We start from the raw sequence: 16765 nt of genomic DNA on the forward strand, positions 1-16765 counted from the left end.
GCCCCAGGAGGGGTTCTCCCGGACCAGGCGCAGGATGAGTGCGCGGATGGAACGGACCGTGGGCGGGCGCCCCGGCCGCTTCGGCCGACAGCTCCCGGCACGACGACGTCTCATCAGATCGCGGTGCCGGCGCAAGACGGTGTCCGGGCGGACGAGGAGCCGCACCCGGCGCAGGACCTCGCGGGGCAGCGACGTCAGCAGGGCGGCGAGGAAGGCGCGGTCCTCGGGAGCGAATCTCACCCTGGCACCGACGCCGAGCTGCCGTTCGAGAACGGTTATCTGATGGCGGAGAGCGAGGATCTCGACGTCCTTGTCCCGATCCCCCATCGGTAGCAACCGCAGTACGGCGAAGGTGTTCGTGACGGCGAGATAGGCCAGACGAAAGAGCACGAACGATCATCATGCCGCACTCCGGACGGCTGGAGATCATGTGCGTCAGGCGATCCCCAGCAAGCCCATGACCTGGTCGGATGACATTATCGGCAGGCGCAAGGTCCTGGCCCTGCTCCACCATGACCCCAACCGCCCCTGACCAGGCCGGGACATCGCCCGCCACCTCCGCGATGTCACCCTCGACACCATGTACCGACGACTGTCTCGCTGGGCCGGCAGCCAACTCATCTGCAAGATCGGCCGGGTATCCACACCGCCCGGCCAATCTCTTCAGCACTCCTGCCAACAGCCCAAAAGCCTTGACCACCTGGCCTTGGGCGAGCCCCATCCGCTGCTACCGGAATCGTCTGCCGTTCCGTCCCGACCGACGACTGACAACCGGTGCTGTGATGGTCACAGGGATGCCTGAGGGAGCCTGGGCGCCCGTGATACGCCTCAGCTCGGCCTCGCCCGAACGGACCTCGCTGGTCTGCGGGACGATACCGGCGTCGGCCATCAAGCGGGTCATGTCACGGCGCTGATTGGGCAGCACCAGGGTGACGACGCTGCCGGACTCGCCGGCGCGGGCGGTGCGGCCACCGCGGTGCAGGTAGTCCTTGTGGTCGCTCGGCGGGTCGACGTTGACGACGAGGTCCAGGTTGTCGACGTGGATGCCGCGGGCCGCGACGTTGGTCGCCACCAGCGCCGTGACGTGGCCGCTCTTGAACTCGGCGAGGGTGCGCGTGCGCTGGGGCTGGGACTTGCCTCCGTGCAGCGCGGCGGCGCGCACTCCGCTGTTCAGCAACTGTTCGGTGAGCCGGTCCACAGCGTGCTTGGTGTCCAGGAACATGATCACCCGACCGTCGCGAGCAGCGATCTCCACAGTGGTGGCCTGCTTGTCGGCACCCTGGATGTGCAGCACGTGGTGCTCCATCGTGGTGACCGCGCCCGCCGAGGGGTCGACCGAATGGACCACCGGGTCGCTCAGATAGCGGCGGACCAGCAGATCGACGTTGCGGTCCAAAGTGGCGGAGAACAGCATCCGCTGGCCATCTGGGCGCACCTGGTCGAGCAGGTGGGTGATCTGCGGCATGAAGCCCATGTCGGCCATCTGGTCGGCCTCATCCAGCACGGTGATGCCGACCTGGTCCAGGCTGCAGTCGCCGCGCTCGATGAGATCCCTGAGCCGTCCCGGGGTCGCGATGACGACCTCGGCACCGTTGCGCAGCGCATGGGCCTGGCGGCTGATCGACATGCCGCCGACGACCGTGGCCAGCCGCAGCTTCAGTGCTTGGGCGTACGGCGTGAGCGCATCGGTGACCTGCTGGGCCAGTTCCCTGGTGGGGACGAGGATCAGGGCAAGCGGTCGCCGCGATTGTGCGCGCTGTCCGGAGGTGCGGACGAGCAGGGCCAGGCCGAAGGCGAGTGTCTTGCCCGACCCGGTGCGCCCCCGTCCCAGGACGTCCCGGCCGGCCAGGGAGTTCGGCAGCGTGGCCGCCTGGATGGGGAACGGTTCGTTCACGCCCAGGCCGCTGAGCACCTTCAGCAGTGCGGGCGGCATGCTCAGCTCAGCGAATGTCGCGGCTGCCGGCAGGGCCGGGGTTACGGTGACCGGCAGCGCGAACTCTCTCTGGAGCGCGGCGGGACGCCGCCCGTTGCCGGACCGGTTGGAGGCGCCTGAACGGCCCTGAGCCGGAGAGTTGAATCGGCCGCCCCTGCTTCGGGCGGAGCCGCCCGTACGGGGCGAAGAGTTGCGATCGTGCGCGCGAGTTGCGTGGTTCATGCAGAACCTTCCTCGATGCGGCACGTGTCAGGATCCTCGGCGCGATGAGCGGCACAAGAACAGCTAGCACGAGCCGAAGAAAGACGAGTCGAACCGGCGGAAACAGCCTGGGCTCGTACGTCGAAATGGTCGGCTTTCGCCGGGAAGAACGCGGCTGTGATGCGGCGCCCTGGAACTGGAGCGGGCCTATGCCCGAACCGGAGCCATCGGTGGTGCATCCGGTGTGCGGCGGAAGAACAGACATGCTGCGCTTCTCGGGTTGTGAGGTCATCACGGCACGATGGATGCCACAAAAGCAACGCGCCGGGGACCGCACCCTGCGGCGCGGGCCCCGGCTACGTGGTGCGCAGTGTCAGGCGGGAACGATGTTCTCGGCCTGCGGGCCCTTCTGGCCCTGCGTGACGTCGAAGGCCACCTTCTGGCCCTCGCGCAGCTCACGGTAGCCGCCGTTGGCGACGATGTTGGAGTAGTGCGCAAAGACGTCGGCGCCGCCGCCGTCCTGCTCGATGAAGCCGAAGCCCTTTTCCGCGTTGAACCACTTCACGGTGCCAGAAGCCATGTTGATCTCCTTCGATGGGTGCAAAGCCGGAATCCGCATCGAACGGATTCCGCGTCGCCGCGATAGGACCACACACCCGGAGATGACCGGAGAACAAAAAATGCACCTGAGGCTACATACCGTCAGGTGCACACAAGTCTTTATGGGTACCACAACTGCAACTGATCCCAATCTAGCACATGTGCCGTCGTGCTGCGCATGCCCCCGTCAGCGCCGACATCATCCGCGCGCCATTGCCGCCTTGACCTGCAAGTTCCAGGTTCAACTGCGCTGTTGCCCGCACCGCGCCACCCGACGCGGGCCTCATGGCCGAGTGACCGGCGACCTCCAGACCCGGCAATCAGCGATCCGAGCCGTCGAGATTCACCTAGCCCCTGCCCGACCGGTCGGGCAGGGGCTAGCGGATGGATCATGCATCCCGGCCAGCCAATGGAATGAGAGTGCGCATGGCCAAGGGATGACACCCGTCCCATGGCTGCTCGTTGGATGCTCGTCGGCACCCGACACGACATGGCACCGGACGGCATTTGCGGGCGACCTACGAAGGGCACTGCGCCGGCTTCACGCGGGACCTGTCCCCCGGAGACACTCTGCAACGAATCGGCATCACTCCTGGTCCCCTGGGCGGGTCCGGATTCGGCGTCGCAGCCCAGGGAACTCACACCGGTACCGTGCTGATCGATGCGGCTGGGCCGACCTGCTGTCCGTGAGCACGATCACGGCTTCGACGGCGGCCTGATCATCGCGTTCAACCGCCATTCCGTGGAGTCCACGGAGACGTCCCGGTCCAGGCGGCTCTGGGCGTCCTGCCCGGTCTGGATCGCGGTCAGCGGCCGCTGCCAGGTGCCGCCAGCGGGCCGGCGTCAGGGCCGCTCGTGGCGCGTGCTCCATGGGACGCGCCGTCCACGCGGACGACGATCCGGACGGCGTTGCCGTCCGACAGCTTCTGCTCGGCTGCCAGGGCGTTGGCGTCCCATTCCACCGACGTGGCGAGCGTCTGCTCGGCGAGGAAGTCACGGTGCTGCTCGACCACCGCGCGAAGGGCGACGTCGGCTCCCAGCGTCAGATGGATGCGGTCGGTGACCTTCAGCCCCAGGTTCTTGCGCTCCTGCTGGACCAGGTCGCGGACCAGCCCCTCGCTGATGATGGCCGCGTCCCTGACGAGGTCGAGCTGGACGATCACCTGCGGGGTCTCGCATTCCCAGCAAGAGGGCAGCACCCGCTCACCCTGATGAACCAGGCCCTTGCCGTGGAGCTGTTTGAAGGCCCAAATGACGCTCTCCATGCAGGAGAGGTCCATCGTCTTGTAGTCCTGCTCGAAGTCGACCCAGCGGGCCTGCCGCGTGATGTACCACTCCCACTCGTCGCGGTAGGCCAGCACCGACTTCCGGCAGAACTCGTTGAACCGGTCGACGCCATATTTGATGATGTTCGCCCGGCCGAAGAGCCCGAGCTGCTTTTCCGCCTCCATTTCGGCGGGCAGGCCGTGGCAGTCCCAGCCGAACCGGCGATCCACCCGGTAACCGCGCATGGTCTTGTAGCGTGGGACCACGTCCTTCACGAACCCGGTCAGGAGATGGCCGTAATGCGGCAGGCCCGGCCTGCCCATCCGGGCCAAGCAATCAATAGTTCTGTGACGCGGGACGACGCATGCCGATCAGGAGGCGGCCGGTGCGCCCGGCTCGCGTCACGGGCGCTGTCGAAACTGCAGCGTGCCGTGCCCGGGTGCTCTCCCGCCGGGCGAACACCTCTCCCTTTCGTCGGCCGACGCTTCTAATGTGGCCGGTGTGACGACGAAGCGATCCTTTCTCCTGGCCGCCCTTTTATGCGGGACGCTATTAGTGCCCGCCCCCGCGATGGCCCACGACTTGTCCGCGGCCCCGTCCAAGGCCGCGCTTCTCGCCCCCGAGGACCTCGGAGACGGGTTCGTCCGTCGCGGATTCCGCACCCGAGGACTTCTGCACCCCGAATTCAGCCACACGAAGCCCTGCGCCACGGCCGTCAAAAAACTCGTCCCGGTCTATCGGACCAAGGTCTCGACAGCGCTGAAGCACACGGACAGGTGGGAGGGGATCAGCGAGTACATCGTGAGCGGCACCTCCCGTGAGCTGTCCGCCCTGGAACGCGCGGCCAAGGCCGTGATCCGCCATTGCGGCAGGATCACGATCAGGACCGGCGCCTCCAGGGAGATCATCCGCAAGCTGTCGATCGGCCGGCTCGGGGACGGCGCCTACGGGATCAGGTTCCGCAGCGGGCTCGTGAACAGCAAGCTGGAGTCGGATTCCCACATGTCAGGCATGATGATCGCGACCGACATCGTGATCGTCCGGGTCGGGAACGTCCTGATCGCGTTGGAGCACGACGGCAACGTCGGCGAGTTCGACCCCGCACTGACCAGGACCGCGGCCGAGCTGGCCGTGGCACGGGTCCAGGAGGCCGCGCAGGACGGTTAGCCGATCCGGGAGTGGGTCCAGGCCCACCCATCCGTACGGCCAGCCGCATACCGGGCCGAATCCCCTCTTCCTAGCATCGTTGACACAACGACACGGAGGAGTACGACCATGGCGAACACCGGCCTCACCACGACCGCGACGGCGCCCCTCGGCGAGGCCCGCACCCAGGACGCCTTCGCCACGATGAAGAAGTGCGTCACGCTCTTCGGCGTCGTCGGTGTCATCGTCCTGGGGGTGGTCGCCGTGACGACGTTCGCCGGGCAGGAGGCGTCGGCGTTCATGTGGATCAGGGGAGTGATCCTGGTCGCGGTCGCCCCGCTGATCCACCGCATGACCGTCCGCGCCTCGCAGGGGTCGTACAAGGATTTCGACCGCGTACGCACCCTGTCGGCCACCCTGCCCATCGCGATCGTCGCCGTCGACCTGATCCCCGGCCTGTGCCCGACCTGGTACGCCGTGCTCCAGGGCCTGTCCGCGCCGGCTCTGGGCGGGGTCGCCCTCATCACCCGCGGTTCGTCGCTGCGTGCCGCCTTCCCCGCCAGGAAGTGAACGCGGGCAGCGGCGCATCCCCGCTCTCAGCCTGCGAGGGCCGTGAGACGGTTGCTGAAGCGGGCGAGCATCCCGCTCTGGGACGTCTCGGGCACCATCCGGCCGATGAACGGCGGGATGCGCCAGTTGGCCGGGCTGCGCCTGGCCATCCTGGACACCAGGTTGACGTGCGGGTAGCGGGCCCGCTCGTAGGCGCGTAGCCGTTCCGCCGGGTCGCCGCCCTTGGCGAGCTCGCGCCCGAGCACCCACACGTCCTCAAGGGTCTGGTTGGCGCCCTGTCCGAGGGTGGGCGGCATGAGGTGGGCGGCGTCGCCGAGCAGGGTGACGCGGCCCTTGCCCCACTCCCGGCGCACCTTCTGCCAGTGATGCCCGAAGAAGTCGAGGTCGTCCTCGGACGCCTGGGCGAGCAGCTCGGGGACGGGCGACGCCCAGTGACCGAAGCGGCGCCTGAGCTCGGCCAGGGGCGCGGCGGGGCGCGGCTCGCCCGGGGACCAGCGCACGTCGAACCACCACTGGAGTTTGCCGTCCCCGGCGGGGATCATGCCGCACGCGCCCTCCCGCCCGGTGATCATGAGGTGGAGGTGGGTGCGGGTGAGGTCGATGTCGATCGGGCTCAGGGCCTGCCAGGTGCCGAAGGTGGCCGTCCGGATGGGGACGTCGCCCCACAGCTCGCGCCGGACGACCGAGTGGTGGCCGTCGGCCCCGATGAGCAGGTCGGCCGTGATCGTCGAGCCGTCGTCGAAGGTCGCCGTGACGTGGTCACCGTCCTGGGTCACCGTCCGGAGGGCCGTGCCGTAGCCGATCAGGTCGTCGGGCAGCCCGTCGGACAGCCGTTCCAGCAGAAGGCGGCGGGAGATCGACTTGTTCGGGAAACCGTAGAGCGCGGCCGCATGGGCCATGTCGGAGCTGAGCCGCAGTCGTCCGTCGGAGGTCAGCGCGTCGATCCGGTCGAACCGGCCACCGACCCCGTCGAGGCTGACACCGAGATCGTGCAGCACCGCCGCGCCGTTGCTGAAGATGCTCAGGCCCGCGCCGCCCGTCCGCAGGGCCGGCGCCTGCTCGAAGATCCGCACCTGGTGGCCGGCGGACAGCAGGCTCCGCGCCACGGCCAGGCCGCCCACCCCGGCCCCGATGACAAGAACGTCCATTTTCTCTCCAAATCGAAGTTACTTCGATTCAAAGATACATCGCGGTGAAGTACATTGGGCCGAGTGACCGACAAGCACCCAGAAGAGGACGTCTTCCGCGAGTTCCTGATCGCGGTCATGCTGCACATCGAGGCGATCGCGGACCGGCTGGGCGTGCACCACGTGGACGTGGCGGCCCTCATCCTGCTGGAGATGCGCGGCCCGCTTCCCGTGGGAGTCATCTCCGAGGAACTGGGGTTGCCGTCCGCCTCCGCGACCCGGCTCATCGACCGTCTGGAGAAGGCCGGCTACGTACGGCGGGTGCGCGGCGAGCGCGACCGGCGCATGGTCACCGTGGAACTACTGGAAGGTGGCATGGCCGAGTACCACGCCACCCGCATCACCTCCGAGCGGCATTTGGGCGAGATCCGCGCCGACTACCCGCCGGAGCAGGTGCCGTTGATGCTGGGCATCCTCACCGGCGTCGCGCGGGCCTACCGCTCGGCGACCAGGGAACTGCGCGAGCAGTCCGGCTGAGGGGCCCCCTCACCTCCATTCGCTCTCACCGGCGCGCGCGTCACGGCGTCTCGCGGGTGCGGTCGACCTCGTCGACGAAGGTCAGGACCCGGGCGTTGACACGCTCGGGGAACTCGCCGTTGATGGCGTGGGAGGCGTCCGGCCACAGTTCGACGACGCCTTTGGCGAGCAGGCGGCGGGCGCGCCGGGCGGCCTTGCGCGGGTCGTGGATGATGCTGCGCCCGGCGATCAGGGCGAGCACCGGCACGTCGAGTCCGGCCACCGTGTCGTCCGCGGGGTACGTCGGCGGCGGCAGGAAGGCGGTGAAGTCCCGCATCCCGGCCGAGATCAGGTTGGCGACGGGCTCGTCGTCGGAGGCGTCGGCGCCGCCGGAGATCCAGCTCAACAGCTTCCTGCGCCACGACTCGGGGAAGAACGGCACCACCGAGCCCAGCGAGATGACGATGACCTTCCAGGTGATCCGGCCGAAGAGCACGGCGGGATCGAGCAGGCTCACCGAGGCGATCTTCTCGGGGACGTTCAGGGCGAGATGGAAGGCGCTCCACCCGCCGATGGACACCCCGAAGAGGTGCACCCGGTCGAGGCCGAGCCCGTCCAGCAGCTCCGTCAGCCAGCTCGCCTGGTCGGCCGCGGTCGTGAACGCCCGCGTCTGCACCGAGAGGCCGGGCTCGCCGAGCAGATCGATCGCGTAGACCGGGCGGTGGGCGACGAGCCCGGCCAGGTTCGCCTCCCACATCGGGGTGGACGCGGTGCGTCCCGGCAGCAGGAGAAGCGGCACGCCGTCGCCCGCGCCGAAGCGATGGACCCGGACGGTCCCGAACTGGGTCGCCACGTCCTGGACCAGATCCGGCTCGGGCAGTCGGGCCATGGCCTGGTCGTAGGCGGTCCGGTAGCGCGCGAAGGCGGACGCGTCACGGAAGTGGCCGAGCCGCCGCCCGCGGAACGCGGCTCCGATGTTGGGTTCCACAAGATCGTTCACGTACGGGACCTCCGCTCGCACCCTTCGCGATACGATCGTATCGCATCAAATGTCACGATACACTCGTATCGCGAAGAGGGGGGCGGGGCCGTGCCGAAGCAGGTGGACCACGCGGCGCGGCGGGCGGAGATCGCCCACGCCGCACTCAGGTTGTGCGCCCACGACGGCCTGGCCGGGGTGAGCATGGGGCGGGTCGCCCAGGAGGCCGGCGTCTCCAAGGGGCTCGTGCAGCACTATTTCCCGGCGAAGGCCGACCTGCTGCGGGCCAGCGCACACCTGCTCAGGCAGGAGATCGAGCGCCATGTCCGCGCGGCGCTGCCGGACGCCGGCAGCCCGGCCGACACGCTGCGGCGCACGCTGCTCGCCGTCGTCCAGCTGGGCGCTCGCGCGCCCGTGCTCCTGCTCGCCGGACACGCGTTCCTGGCCACGGCCGTCGCCGACCCCGACGTACGCGAGCTGTACCGCGCGGGCGGCGACACGGTCCACCGCGAGATCGCCGCGCTCGTGACCGCCACCGCGTCGGAACCGGGCCTCGACGCGGGTGCCGAGGCTCACGTGCTGCTCGGGCTCGCGCGCGGCCTGGCCGACGGGGTGCTGGTCGGCGAACTGGACGTCACGGAGGCGGTCGCGGTCCTCGACCACCAGCTCGGCCGGATCGGCGTACGGGCGAACTCCTGACGACGGCTTCCGCAAGAACGCCCACCGGAGGTGTTCAACCTACCTCGGCACGGCCTTCGCGGTAGATCTCCGCCGGCCCTACCAGGCTGTCCCCCGCCCTCGAAATGCGCGGGGTCGCCGGACCCACGGATACCGCCGACGCTTTTTCCGGCGGCGTGATGCGCATGGGACGCATTTATTGCGCCACTCTCCTTTTCGTCTGGCATTCCTTACCGATGGCAGGGCGCGGAACCCGCGAACGGCCGCAATTCGTTGAGAGGACCGACCACAGGCGGGAGCGGGTCGATCGAAGGCGGAAAGGAGAGTCATGCGATTGTCAGAGTGGTTGCAGATTGCATCCTTCTTCGGGGTGGTGGTCGCCTTGCTGCTCACGACTCTCCAGCTCAGACTGGTTTCACGCCAGTCACAGGCTCTCACGCGCTCGATGCAGTACGGCGACTACCGCACCCTCGTGGGTTCGAGGGCTGCTATTTGAGTCGCAAGAACGGGCTCATGCCGGACGACGTGTGGCTCACCTGGCAGCGCATCATGCGGGCGGACGTGAAGATAAAGGAGTTCCAGGAGGTCTGGCCCATCGCACGGGTGTATTACGACCTCGAATTCGGCCGGTTCATGGACGAGATGATGCGCGCCGAATGCCCGTGACGACCGCCGTACCCTGCGGGAAAAGGCCGGGGCGTCAGAGGGGCGGGTGGGCCACGGATTCCAGGGTCTGGATGATTTCGTCGGCGAACAGGAGGCCGGCCAGGCCGTGACCGTGTTTTTCGCGGCGGACGAGCGAGAGGATGTTGTCGCTGAAGGCGCGGTCGCGGACCGGGCGGAAGGCGAGGGTGCCGTTGTGGTGTTCCTCGGCCATGTCGAACCTGCTGAGAAAGGCGATGGCCTCCCCCGCGGCGGCCAGGCGTTTCATCGTCTCGATCGAATTGGTGTGGAAGGCGGGTTCGACTTTCAGGCCGGCCTCGGCGAAGGTGTCGGCGATGATGCCGTGGATCACCATCGAGCGGTCCGCGAAGATGAGCGGGTAGGCCGCACACTGGGCCAGCGGGATGGACTCCAGGCGGGCCAGCGGGTGATGCGGGGCGATGACCGCGCCGAGCCGGGTGTCCATCTGCCAGCAGAGTTCGAGCTGCGCCGAGGACGGGACGTTGAACCCCAGGCCCAGGTCGGCCTCGCTGTTCGCCACCGCGCGCAGGATCTCGTGGGTGGACAGCGCGCGGATGGAGATCCGCACCTCGGGATGGCGGGCGTGGAAGTTCACCGTGGCGGTGGAGACGATGCTGCTGGCCAGGCCGGTCATCGTGGCGATCACCACCTCGCCGCTCGGCAGTGACTGCAGGTCGCGGATCTCCGTCACGGCCTCGCGGTACTCCTGCAGGGTCTTCCGTACGTGGGCGAGGAGGAGCTCGCCCGCCGGAGTGGGCCGCATGCCGCGCGGCAGGCGTTCGAAGAGAGGCTCGCCGAGCTCTTCCTCAAGCAGCAGGATCTGCCGGTTGATGGCCGACGGCGCGACGTGGAGCCTTGCCCCGGCGGCCCGGATGGAGCCGTACCGCGCGACCTCGTCGATGTAGTGCAGCAGGCGTGAGTGGAGCATCGGGCCTCCCGGGCCGGCCGGACCGTGCGCAGAAAACTGGACTGTGCGCAAAAAGAGTACAGTCCGTGCGAAAACGGCTGCTTGTCAGCAACGGTGCGGTGCCATTTCATAGCCACAGCGCGTACGAGCGACACGGCCCCGGCGGCCCCTGATCAACTCCGCGACCTGGCCGCCGGCATCCCGGAGCCGCGTCCTTGGAGCTCGTTCCGCCGGCGGAATCGCAACAGCCGAGTATTGAAGCGAGGAAATCATGCTCCAGCAGGAGAAGACGGGCCAGACCGGTAGGGCGGACCGGGTCTCGGTCCACTACGACCACGTGCGGGCGGTCTTCGACATCCTGAACGGAGAGAGGGAGGCAGACCTGCTGCTGCGCAACCTCAGCGTTCTGGACGTCCACAGCGAGACCGTCTACCAGGGTTCGATCCTCGTCTACAACGAGCGGATCATCGCGCTGAACCCCGACGAGTCGATCGTGCGGGTACGCGAGGTGTTCGACGGCGAGGGCCTTTACGCGATCCCCGGGCTCATCGACGCGCACCTGCATTTCGACGCCCAGTTGGCCCACCCGGCGGCGTTCGGGGAGGCGATCGTGCCGAGCGGCACGACCACCATTTTCGCCGAGACCCTGGACTTCGCCAGCGCGGCGGGCGACGAGGCCGTGGCGGCCGCCGAGGCGTTGTTCAAGGACTACGAGAAGCTGCCCTACCGGATCTACGCCTTCGCGCCGGGCAAGAAGACGTCGGTCGAGGTCACCGACGCCATGCTGAAGATGGACCCGGTGATCGGGCTGGGCGAGCTGGCCCACCTCTCCTACATGACGGGCAACGAGGACGACTTCCGCAAGTCCGCCCTGGGCCGCGCCAAGGGCGGCTTCGTGAACAGCCACTGGGGTGTGACGGCGCTGTCGGACATGTTGCTGAACTACATGCCCGCGATCGGCGCGCACAACAACCACGATGTCTGGAACGAGGACGACATCGAGAAGAGCATCCGGTACGGCTTCCAGACCCAGATCAAGTTCGGCGTCGGCAGCCCCGAGGTGATCAAGACCATGCTGCGCGCCATCGTCAAGCGCCGCTGGCCGGCCGAGAACTTCCAGATGTGCGCCGACAACATCTCCGTCGACCGCGTGCTGACCAGGGGGCACATCGACTGGGTGATCTCCCTGGCCGTCGAGATGGGCCTCAACCCGATCCAGGCGATCAAGATGGGCACGCTGTACTCCGCGCGCTCCTTCGGCATGGACCACGACTTCGGCTCGCTCGCCCCGGGCCGCTTCGCCGACATCGTGCTCACCGACAGCCTGTCGAAGATCAACCCTCGGTACGTGTTCAAGGGCGGCGAGCTGGTCGCCAAGGACCGCAAGCTCCTCAAGCCGGTCGACCTCGACTATTCGGTCATGGTCCAGGAGCCCAGGCCGGGCCTGGCCGATCTGGCTCCCGCGCAGCTCGACCTCACGCCGATCGAGATCTCCGAGGACGGCGGCCGGGCCAAGGTCCTGCTCTTCGACGTCTACGGGCGCGGTCATCTCAAGTTCGCGCAGGAGGTCTGGGTCCCGTTCATGGACGGCGCCGTCGTGCCCGAGGTGGACGGGGTCACGCTGAACCGGATCTCCGTCGTGCAGCGTTACGCGGACGGCACCCGCCATGTCGTCAACGGCCTGTTCAAGGGCGTCTCGATCGACCGGGGGGCGGTCTCGACGTTCTGGCCGGCGCCCTTCGCCTACTTCGTGGTGGTCGGCACCGACAGCGCCGAGATGTGCGACAACCTCAAGCAGCTCGACGCCTACGTCGGCGGCTGCGTCGTGACCGAGGACGGGCAGGTGAAGGCCGCGCTGCCCCTCGACATCTACGGCGTCATGGCGAACATGAACCTGCCCGAGCTGGTCGACGCGACCCGGTCGATCGACGCCGCGCTGGAGAAGCTGGGCAACCACAACGAGGGCGAGCCGGTCGTCAACAAGCTGCTGACCCTCTTCATCTCGCTCGACCGCTTCGGGTTCATGGTCTGAGGCGTACACCGCGTCATCCGGCAGGCTCCGGCCGGAACAGCAATACAGCCAAGGAGGCAACTGTGCTACAGCATGAAAAAGAGGCCGGAGTCGTCGACACCGGAAGCCTGGTGCGGCGTTGGATCACCTACGGCGCCGGCATCTACCTGCTGACCCTGGGGGTCAGCCTGGCCATCAGGGCGGGGATCGGCATCTCGCCGCAGAGCAGTCTCACCCGGACGATGACGCTGGTCTTCCCCTCGGTCAGCCAGGGGACGTTCAACTTCGCCCTTGAGCTGCTGATGTTGTTGCTGACCTATCTCGTCCTGCCGAAGGATTTCAAGCTCAGGAACTTCCTGGCGTTGATCCCGGCCCTCGTCCTGGCCACGTTCCTCGATCTGAACCTGATGCTGACGAGCTGGATCGTGCTGGACGTGTACGCCGCCAAGTTCGTCCTCCTGGTGGTCGCGGACGCGACGTTGGCGTTCGGGCTGTTCCTGATGATCCGGGCGAACCTGGTGCTCATGCCGGTCGACATGTTCGTCAACACGGTCTTCAAGCGGACGGGCTACAAGTGGGGCAACATCAAAACGGCCTTCGACTGCACGTTGCTGGTCGTCTCCGCCGGAATCGGGCTGATCTTCCTGGGCGGGCCGCAGTTCATCCGCGAGGGCACCATCATCAACGGCATCCTCGTCGGGCAGTACATCAAGCTCTACTTCTACCTGTTCAAGAAGTTCTCGCGGACGTGAGCTGACGTCAGTCGCGAGAGGGGCCTCCGGGACCGGGCACAAGCCCACGCCCCGGGGGCCCCGTCGTTTCAGGAGGTCAGGCGCCCGAGACGAGAAGGTTCTGCACCGGCTGCCGGCGGGCGGCCGGGACGTCGCAGGCGTCCATCGCGCGCCGCAACAGGTCGGGGTCGAAGCCGTGGACGCCCAGGTGGTCGATGATCGGGCCGTACCGGTCGGCGCGGTCGCGCAGGAGCTCGGTGGCCAGCCGGATCTCCAGCCGGACCGCCGGCACCTGGTGGGAGCCGCACGCGACCAGGACGTGATGCCGCCACGGCCCCTCCCCTACGCATTCCAGGACGTCCGAACCGGCCGGCCTCTCGACGGTGCTGAGCTCGACCTCGACCCCGTTCACCGCGAACCTGGCGAAGTACTGCGCCGAGGGGGCGGCGGGGCCCGCGGCGTCGAGTGTCATGGCCAACGCCGTGGTGACGTCCGCCCGGCTCAGTGATCTCGTGCGGTGGCCCATGCCGGGCACCGTAGCAACGCGCGGCTAGCTCTTGTCACGCTCGTGCAGGAACTCGGCGATGGAGATCCAGGAGTCGGCGAGGCGCTCAAGGCGTTCCATCAGCGCCAGGTCGGTGATCGTCTCCGCGTTGTAGAGCAGGCGCGCGGCGTTCGCGATGGCGATGTCCACCGTGGTGGTGACGTCTGGCTGGTTCACCGTGCGTTCCGTCCGTCTTCGCTGCTGGGGGATGGCCGACGGTTTGCCGTGGCATCAGGAGCATAAGCCACGGTCGTGCCGGGTGTCGTCCGGGTTTCGGTGTCCGGACGCGGGCGGCGCGAGGTGTCTGTTCTGTCAGCTCTCATAACGTTTTCTCGGCTACTGACCAAGAAGGGGTGTAATCGACGAAGGGAGCACGGCCGGTGCGTCGCAAACAGCCGGACATCGCTACAGATCCGGACGCTTTCGAGGCTTTCTACCGGCGTCACGTCGATGCGATCACCTCGTTCCTCGCACGCCGGATCGACGATCCGCACACGGTCGCCGACCTGGTGGCGGAGGTGTTCGTGGCGGTGCTCGACTCCGCGCACACCTATCGGCCCGGACGCGGCAGTGAGATCGCCTGGCTGTACGGCGTGGCGCGCAACAGGCTCTCGGCCGAGCGGCGTCGGGCGTTCAAGGAGACGAGACTGGCCGATCGGGTGGGCGGGCGACGGCAGCTCGCCCCCGACGACATGACCGAGCTGGTGGAACGCATAGACGCCGAGAACCTGGCCAGAGGCGCCTTCCAGGCCATGGCCGGACTGCCCGACGGTGACCGCGCGATGCTCGAACTGGTCGTCATCGACCAGCTCACGATCGGCGAGGCGGCCACCGCTCTGGGGATCCGGCAGGGAGCCGCCCGCGCCAGGTTGCACCGCGCCCGCCACGCGCTCAGGGACGTACCGGAGACGGCCCCCTTCGTCATGGAAGGAATCCGATGAACTTCAAGGAACACGTACTGATGGAGCTCAAAGCCGAGATCGAGGCCCGCAACGGGGCCCGGAGCCGGCGCACCAGGCGGCGCCTGCTCACCGGCACGGCGGTGGCCGCCGTCCTGGCCGCGGCGGCCGTCGCGACGCCCTTCCTCAACGGCTCTGACACCCCCGCCTACGCGGTCAGCAAGAACACCGACGGCACGATCACGTTGAAGATCAACGAGTTCCAGGATCCCGGCCAGGTGGAGAAGGACCTGGCGGCGCTCGGCCTGCCCGCGGACGTCTCCTACCTCAAGCCCGGCACCCGCTGCGCCCCCGACCGCGCGCCCGCCGACGCCGGCCCCTCCTTCACCAAGGAAGAGCTGCAGAGCAAGGACCCCGCGGTCCACGAGAGGATCAGGAAGGCGATCGAGAACAGCCCCAACGCCAAGACGTTCCGGCTGGGCAACGGTCAGGTGCAGATCGACCCGAAGCGCATCAAGCCAGGTCAGACCGCCGTCATGGAGTTCACCGAGGACGACGACCAGACCTCGGGGCCCGAGAAGCCCAGGGCGCTGTGGCAGTTCGGCGGCTTCGTGGTCGACGGGCCGGCCAAGCCGTGCAAGGTGATCGACGACCCGTCCTGGGACCAGATGCCCGACCCGAAGAAGCACCCCGAGGCGTACCCGCCGTCCGGCAAGTGACCCTCTGAGATCCCCCGCGACGGCCTCCAGACAGGCCGTCGCGGGGTCGTCCCTCAGCGGTTGGGCAGGCTGATCGTGACGGAGAGGCCGCCGCCCTCGCGCGGGGACGCGGTCACCTGGCCGCCGTGCGCCTGGACGACCGCGCGGACGATCGACAGTCCCAGCCCCGAGCCGTTCGCCGAGTCCACGCGGTCGGAGTTGAGCCGCCGGAACGGCTCGAACAGGCTGCCGATCTCGTACGCCGGCACGGGCTGCCCGGTGTTGGCCACGTGGACGACGACCTCCCCGGTCAGCGTCTCGTCGGTGCTGATCCAGATCTGCCCGTTCTGCGGGAGGTTGTACTTGATGGCGTTGTCCACCAGGTTGCCCACGGCGTGTTCGAGGAGGACCGGGTCGCCCTGCATGGTCGTGCCGCCGAGGCGCGAGGTGACGGTGACGCCGCGCCGGTCGGCGGAGGGCGTCAGTTGTTCCACCGCCGTCAGCGTCACGTCGTTGATGTCCACCGGCCTTCTGCGCGCGAGCTCCCGTTCGCTTCTGGCCAGCAGCAGCAGCCCTTCGATGAGTTTCTCGTTGCGCGCGTTCACTTCGAGCAGGGTGCGGGCGAGGGCCTTCAGGTCGGGTGAGGCCAGCGGGTCGGAGAGCGCGATCTCCAGGACCGTGCGGTTGATGGTCAGCGGCGTACGAAGCTGGTGGGAGGCGTTGGCGACGAAACGGCGCTGGGAGTTGAAGGCGCTGTTGAGCCTGGTCAGCATCGAGTCGAAGGTGTCGGCCAGCTCCTTCAGCTCGTCCTCGGGGCCGTGGAGGTCGATGCGCTGGTGGGCCAGCGTGCTCTCGGAGAGTTTGCGGGCCGTCGCGGTCATCTTGGCGACGGGCCGCAACGCCCGGTCGGCGACCAGGTAGCCGCAGACGAGCGCGAACAGGCCGACGCCCAGGAGGATCAGCACGGACTGCTGGACCATGAGACGCAGTATCTGCTCGTTCAGCTTGACGGCCTGGATCTCGATCTGGTGCCGCCAGATCGTCACCAACGCGTCGGGCGTGCCCGGTGGCACGTCGAGCGAGAACTCCACGTTGTCCAGCACCGAGCGCAACAGCAGGTAGGTGACGGTCAGGAGGAGCGTGCCGCCGACGAACAGCATGGACCCGTACGTGAGCGTGAGGCGGGCGCGGATGCTCAGCCTGCCGAACAGCTCTCCGAGCGGTTTTCCGTGGAACGGTAATCGCACGCGATCTCCTTCTGCCGGAGATCTCATT

At 68.0% G+C, this 16765-nt stretch carries 19 protein-coding genes; 9 read left to right on the forward strand and 10 right to left on the reverse strand.

The genetic code is table 11. The features are described from left to right. From AB0J97_RS40685 to AB0J97_RS40700, 4 genes are all read right to left on the reverse strand, one after another. Positions 1-390: hypothetical protein (locus AB0J97_RS40685; RefSeq protein WP_364099420.1), on the reverse strand; the 390-nt coding region annotated here is incomplete at its 3' end. A gap of 337 nt (positions 391-727) precedes the next feature. Beyond that, positions 728-2155 carry a DEAD/DEAH box helicase gene (locus AB0J97_RS40690; RefSeq protein WP_364099647.1) on the reverse strand — a complete coding sequence of 476 codons (1428 nt, stop codon included), beginning with the start codon at positions 2153-2155 and terminating at the stop codon, positions 728-730. A 352-nt stretch (positions 2156-2507) separates the two neighbouring features. Beyond that, complete coding sequence (locus AB0J97_RS40695; RefSeq protein WP_020545593.1) at positions 2508-2714, reverse strand: cold-shock protein; 207 nt, start codon at positions 2712-2714, stop codon at positions 2508-2510. A gap of 826 nt (positions 2715-3540) precedes the next feature. Next, on the reverse strand, positions 3541-4323 hold the full coding sequence (locus tag AB0J97_RS40700; RefSeq protein WP_364099423.1) for a class I tRNA ligase family protein: 783 nt from the start codon (positions 4321-4323) through the stop codon (positions 3541-3543). 478 nt (positions 4324-4801) lie between these two features. Between AB0J97_RS40700 and AB0J97_RS40705 the strand changes: the two genes are divergently transcribed. Continuing rightward, the gene (locus AB0J97_RS40705) at positions 4802-5167 is read left to right on the forward strand and encodes a hypothetical protein (RefSeq protein ID WP_364099426.1); all 366 of its coding nucleotides are present in this window, start codon (positions 4802-4804) and stop codon (positions 5165-5167) included. A 108-nt stretch (positions 5168-5275) separates the two neighbouring features. Beyond that, a complete protein-coding gene (locus AB0J97_RS40710; protein ID WP_364099429.1) occupies positions 5276-5716 on the forward strand; it encodes a hypothetical protein in 441 nt (146 codons plus the stop codon). A gap of 26 nt (positions 5717-5742) precedes the next feature. On the opposite strand, the gene AB0J97_RS40715 is transcribed toward AB0J97_RS40710, so the two are convergent. Continuing rightward, positions 5743-6864 carry an FAD-dependent monooxygenase gene (locus AB0J97_RS40715; protein WP_364099432.1) on the reverse strand — a complete coding sequence of 374 codons (1122 nt, stop codon included), beginning with the start codon at positions 6862-6864 and terminating at the stop codon, positions 5743-5745. 63 nt (positions 6865-6927) lie between these two features. Between AB0J97_RS40715 and AB0J97_RS40720 the strand changes: the two genes are divergently transcribed. Continuing rightward, on the forward strand, positions 6928-7380 hold the full coding sequence (locus AB0J97_RS40720) for a MarR family transcriptional regulator (RefSeq protein WP_364099435.1): 453 nt from the start codon (positions 6928-6930) through the stop codon (positions 7378-7380). 40 nt (positions 7381-7420) lie between these two features. On the opposite strand, the gene AB0J97_RS40725 is transcribed toward AB0J97_RS40720, so the two are convergent. After that, a complete protein-coding gene (locus AB0J97_RS40725; protein ID WP_357706776.1) occupies positions 7421-8359 on the reverse strand; it encodes an alpha/beta fold hydrolase in 939 nt (312 codons plus the stop codon). A 90-nt stretch (positions 8360-8449) separates the two neighbouring features. On the opposite strand from AB0J97_RS40725, the gene AB0J97_RS40730 reads away from it, so the two are divergent. Then, positions 8450-9037, forward strand: a complete 588-nt coding sequence (locus AB0J97_RS40730; protein WP_364099438.1) for a TetR/AcrR family transcriptional regulator — start codon at positions 8450-8452, stop codon at positions 9035-9037. Positions 9038-9529: 492 nt separating this feature from the next. Next, positions 9530-9682: a hypothetical protein gene (locus AB0J97_RS40735; protein WP_364099441.1), complete on the forward strand. Its 153-nt coding sequence runs from the start codon at positions 9530-9532 to the stop codon at positions 9680-9682. 34 nt (positions 9683-9716) lie between these two features. Here AB0J97_RS40735 and AB0J97_RS40740 read toward each other — a convergent pair whose 3' ends face one another. Next, on the reverse strand, positions 9717-10628 hold the full coding sequence (locus tag AB0J97_RS40740; protein ID WP_364099444.1) for a LysR substrate-binding domain-containing protein: 912 nt from the start codon (positions 10626-10628) through the stop codon (positions 9717-9719). Between the two features lie 250 nt (positions 10629-10878). On the opposite strand from AB0J97_RS40740, the gene AB0J97_RS40745 reads away from it, so the two are divergent. Both AB0J97_RS40745 and AB0J97_RS40750 read left to right on the forward strand, forming a co-directional pair. Next, the gene (locus AB0J97_RS40745; RefSeq protein ID WP_364099447.1) at positions 10879-12639 is read left to right on the forward strand and encodes an adenine deaminase C-terminal domain-containing protein; all 1761 of its coding nucleotides are present in this window, start codon (positions 10879-10881) and stop codon (positions 12637-12639) included. Positions 12640-12701: 62 nt separating this feature from the next. Next, on the forward strand, positions 12702-13370 hold the full coding sequence (locus AB0J97_RS40750) for a DUF6198 family protein (RefSeq protein WP_357706784.1): 669 nt from the start codon (positions 12702-12704) through the stop codon (positions 13368-13370). Between the two features lie 76 nt (positions 13371-13446). Here AB0J97_RS40750 and AB0J97_RS40755 read toward each other — a convergent pair whose 3' ends face one another. Beyond that, complete coding sequence (locus AB0J97_RS40755; protein WP_364099450.1) at positions 13447-13875, reverse strand: hypothetical protein; 429 nt, start codon at positions 13873-13875, stop codon at positions 13447-13449. 24 nt (positions 13876-13899) lie between these two features. Continuing rightward, complete coding sequence (locus AB0J97_RS40760) at positions 13900-14070, reverse strand: hypothetical protein (RefSeq protein ID WP_357706786.1); 171 nt, start codon at positions 14068-14070, stop codon at positions 13900-13902. 203 nt (positions 14071-14273) lie between these two features. Here AB0J97_RS40760 and AB0J97_RS40765 point away from each other — a divergent pair, with 203 nt between their 5' ends. Together AB0J97_RS40765 and AB0J97_RS40770 are read left to right on the forward strand one after the other, a co-directional pair. Then, positions 14274-14834 (forward strand): sigma-70 family RNA polymerase sigma factor, encoded by a 561-nt coding sequence (locus tag AB0J97_RS40765; protein WP_364099453.1) that lies wholly within the window; start codon positions 14274-14276, stop codon positions 14832-14834. Continuing rightward, positions 14831-15511 (forward strand): hypothetical protein, encoded by a 681-nt coding sequence (locus AB0J97_RS40770; RefSeq protein ID WP_364099456.1) that lies wholly within the window; start codon positions 14831-14833, stop codon positions 15509-15511. The genes AB0J97_RS40765 and AB0J97_RS40770 overlap by 4 nt, the downstream gene beginning before the upstream one ends. Positions 15512-15564: 53 nt before the next feature. Here the strand turns inward: AB0J97_RS40770 and AB0J97_RS40775 are convergent, their stop codons facing one another. Beyond that, the gene (locus AB0J97_RS40775) at positions 15565-16737 is read right to left on the reverse strand and encodes a HAMP domain-containing sensor histidine kinase (protein ID WP_364099459.1); all 1173 of its coding nucleotides are present in this window, start codon (positions 16735-16737) and stop codon (positions 15565-15567) included. Positions 16738-16765: the final 28 nt, after the last annotated feature.

This window comes from Nonomuraea sp. NPDC049607 (assembly GCF_040675375.1).
Classification (GTDB): domain Bacteria; phylum Actinomycetota; class Actinomycetes; order Streptosporangiales; family Streptosporangiaceae; genus Nonomuraea.

Bases quoted from the DNA above. Each gene is read 5' to 3' on its own strand.
- AB0J97_RS40695 (WP_020545593.1), bottom strand. From the start codon at position 2,714: ATGGCTTCTGGCACCGTGAAGTGGTTCAACGCGGAAAAGGGCTTCGGC.
- AB0J97_RS40735 (WP_364099441.1), top strand. From the start codon at position 9,530: ATGCCGGACGACGTGTGGCTCACCTGGCAGCGCATCATGCGGGCGGAC.
- AB0J97_RS40710 (WP_364099429.1), top strand. From the start codon at position 5,276: ATGGCGAACACCGGCCTCACCACGACCGCGACGGCGCCCCTCGGCGAG.
- AB0J97_RS40700 (WP_364099423.1), bottom strand. From the start codon at position 4,323: ATGGGCAGGCCGGGCCTGCCGCATTACGGCCATCTCCTGACCGGGTTC.
- AB0J97_RS40755 (WP_364099450.1), bottom strand. From the start codon at position 13,875: ATGGGCCACCGCACGAGATCACTGAGCCGGGCGGACGTCACCACGGCG.
- AB0J97_RS40690 (WP_364099647.1), bottom strand. From the start codon at position 2,155: ATGAACCACGCAACTCGCGCGCACGATCGCAACTCTTCGCCCCGTACG.
- AB0J97_RS40715 (WP_364099432.1), bottom strand. From the start codon at position 6,864: ATGGACGTTCTTGTCATCGGGGCCGGGGTGGGCGGCCTGGCCGTGGCG.
- AB0J97_RS40740 (WP_364099444.1), bottom strand. From the start codon at position 10,628: ATGCTCCACTCACGCCTGCTGCACTACATCGACGAGGTCGCGCGGTAC.
- AB0J97_RS40770 (WP_364099456.1), top strand. From the start codon at position 14,831: ATGAACTTCAAGGAACACGTACTGATGGAGCTCAAAGCCGAGATCGAG.
- AB0J97_RS40745 (WP_364099447.1), top strand. From the start codon at position 10,879: ATGCTCCAGCAGGAGAAGACGGGCCAGACCGGTAGGGCGGACCGGGTC.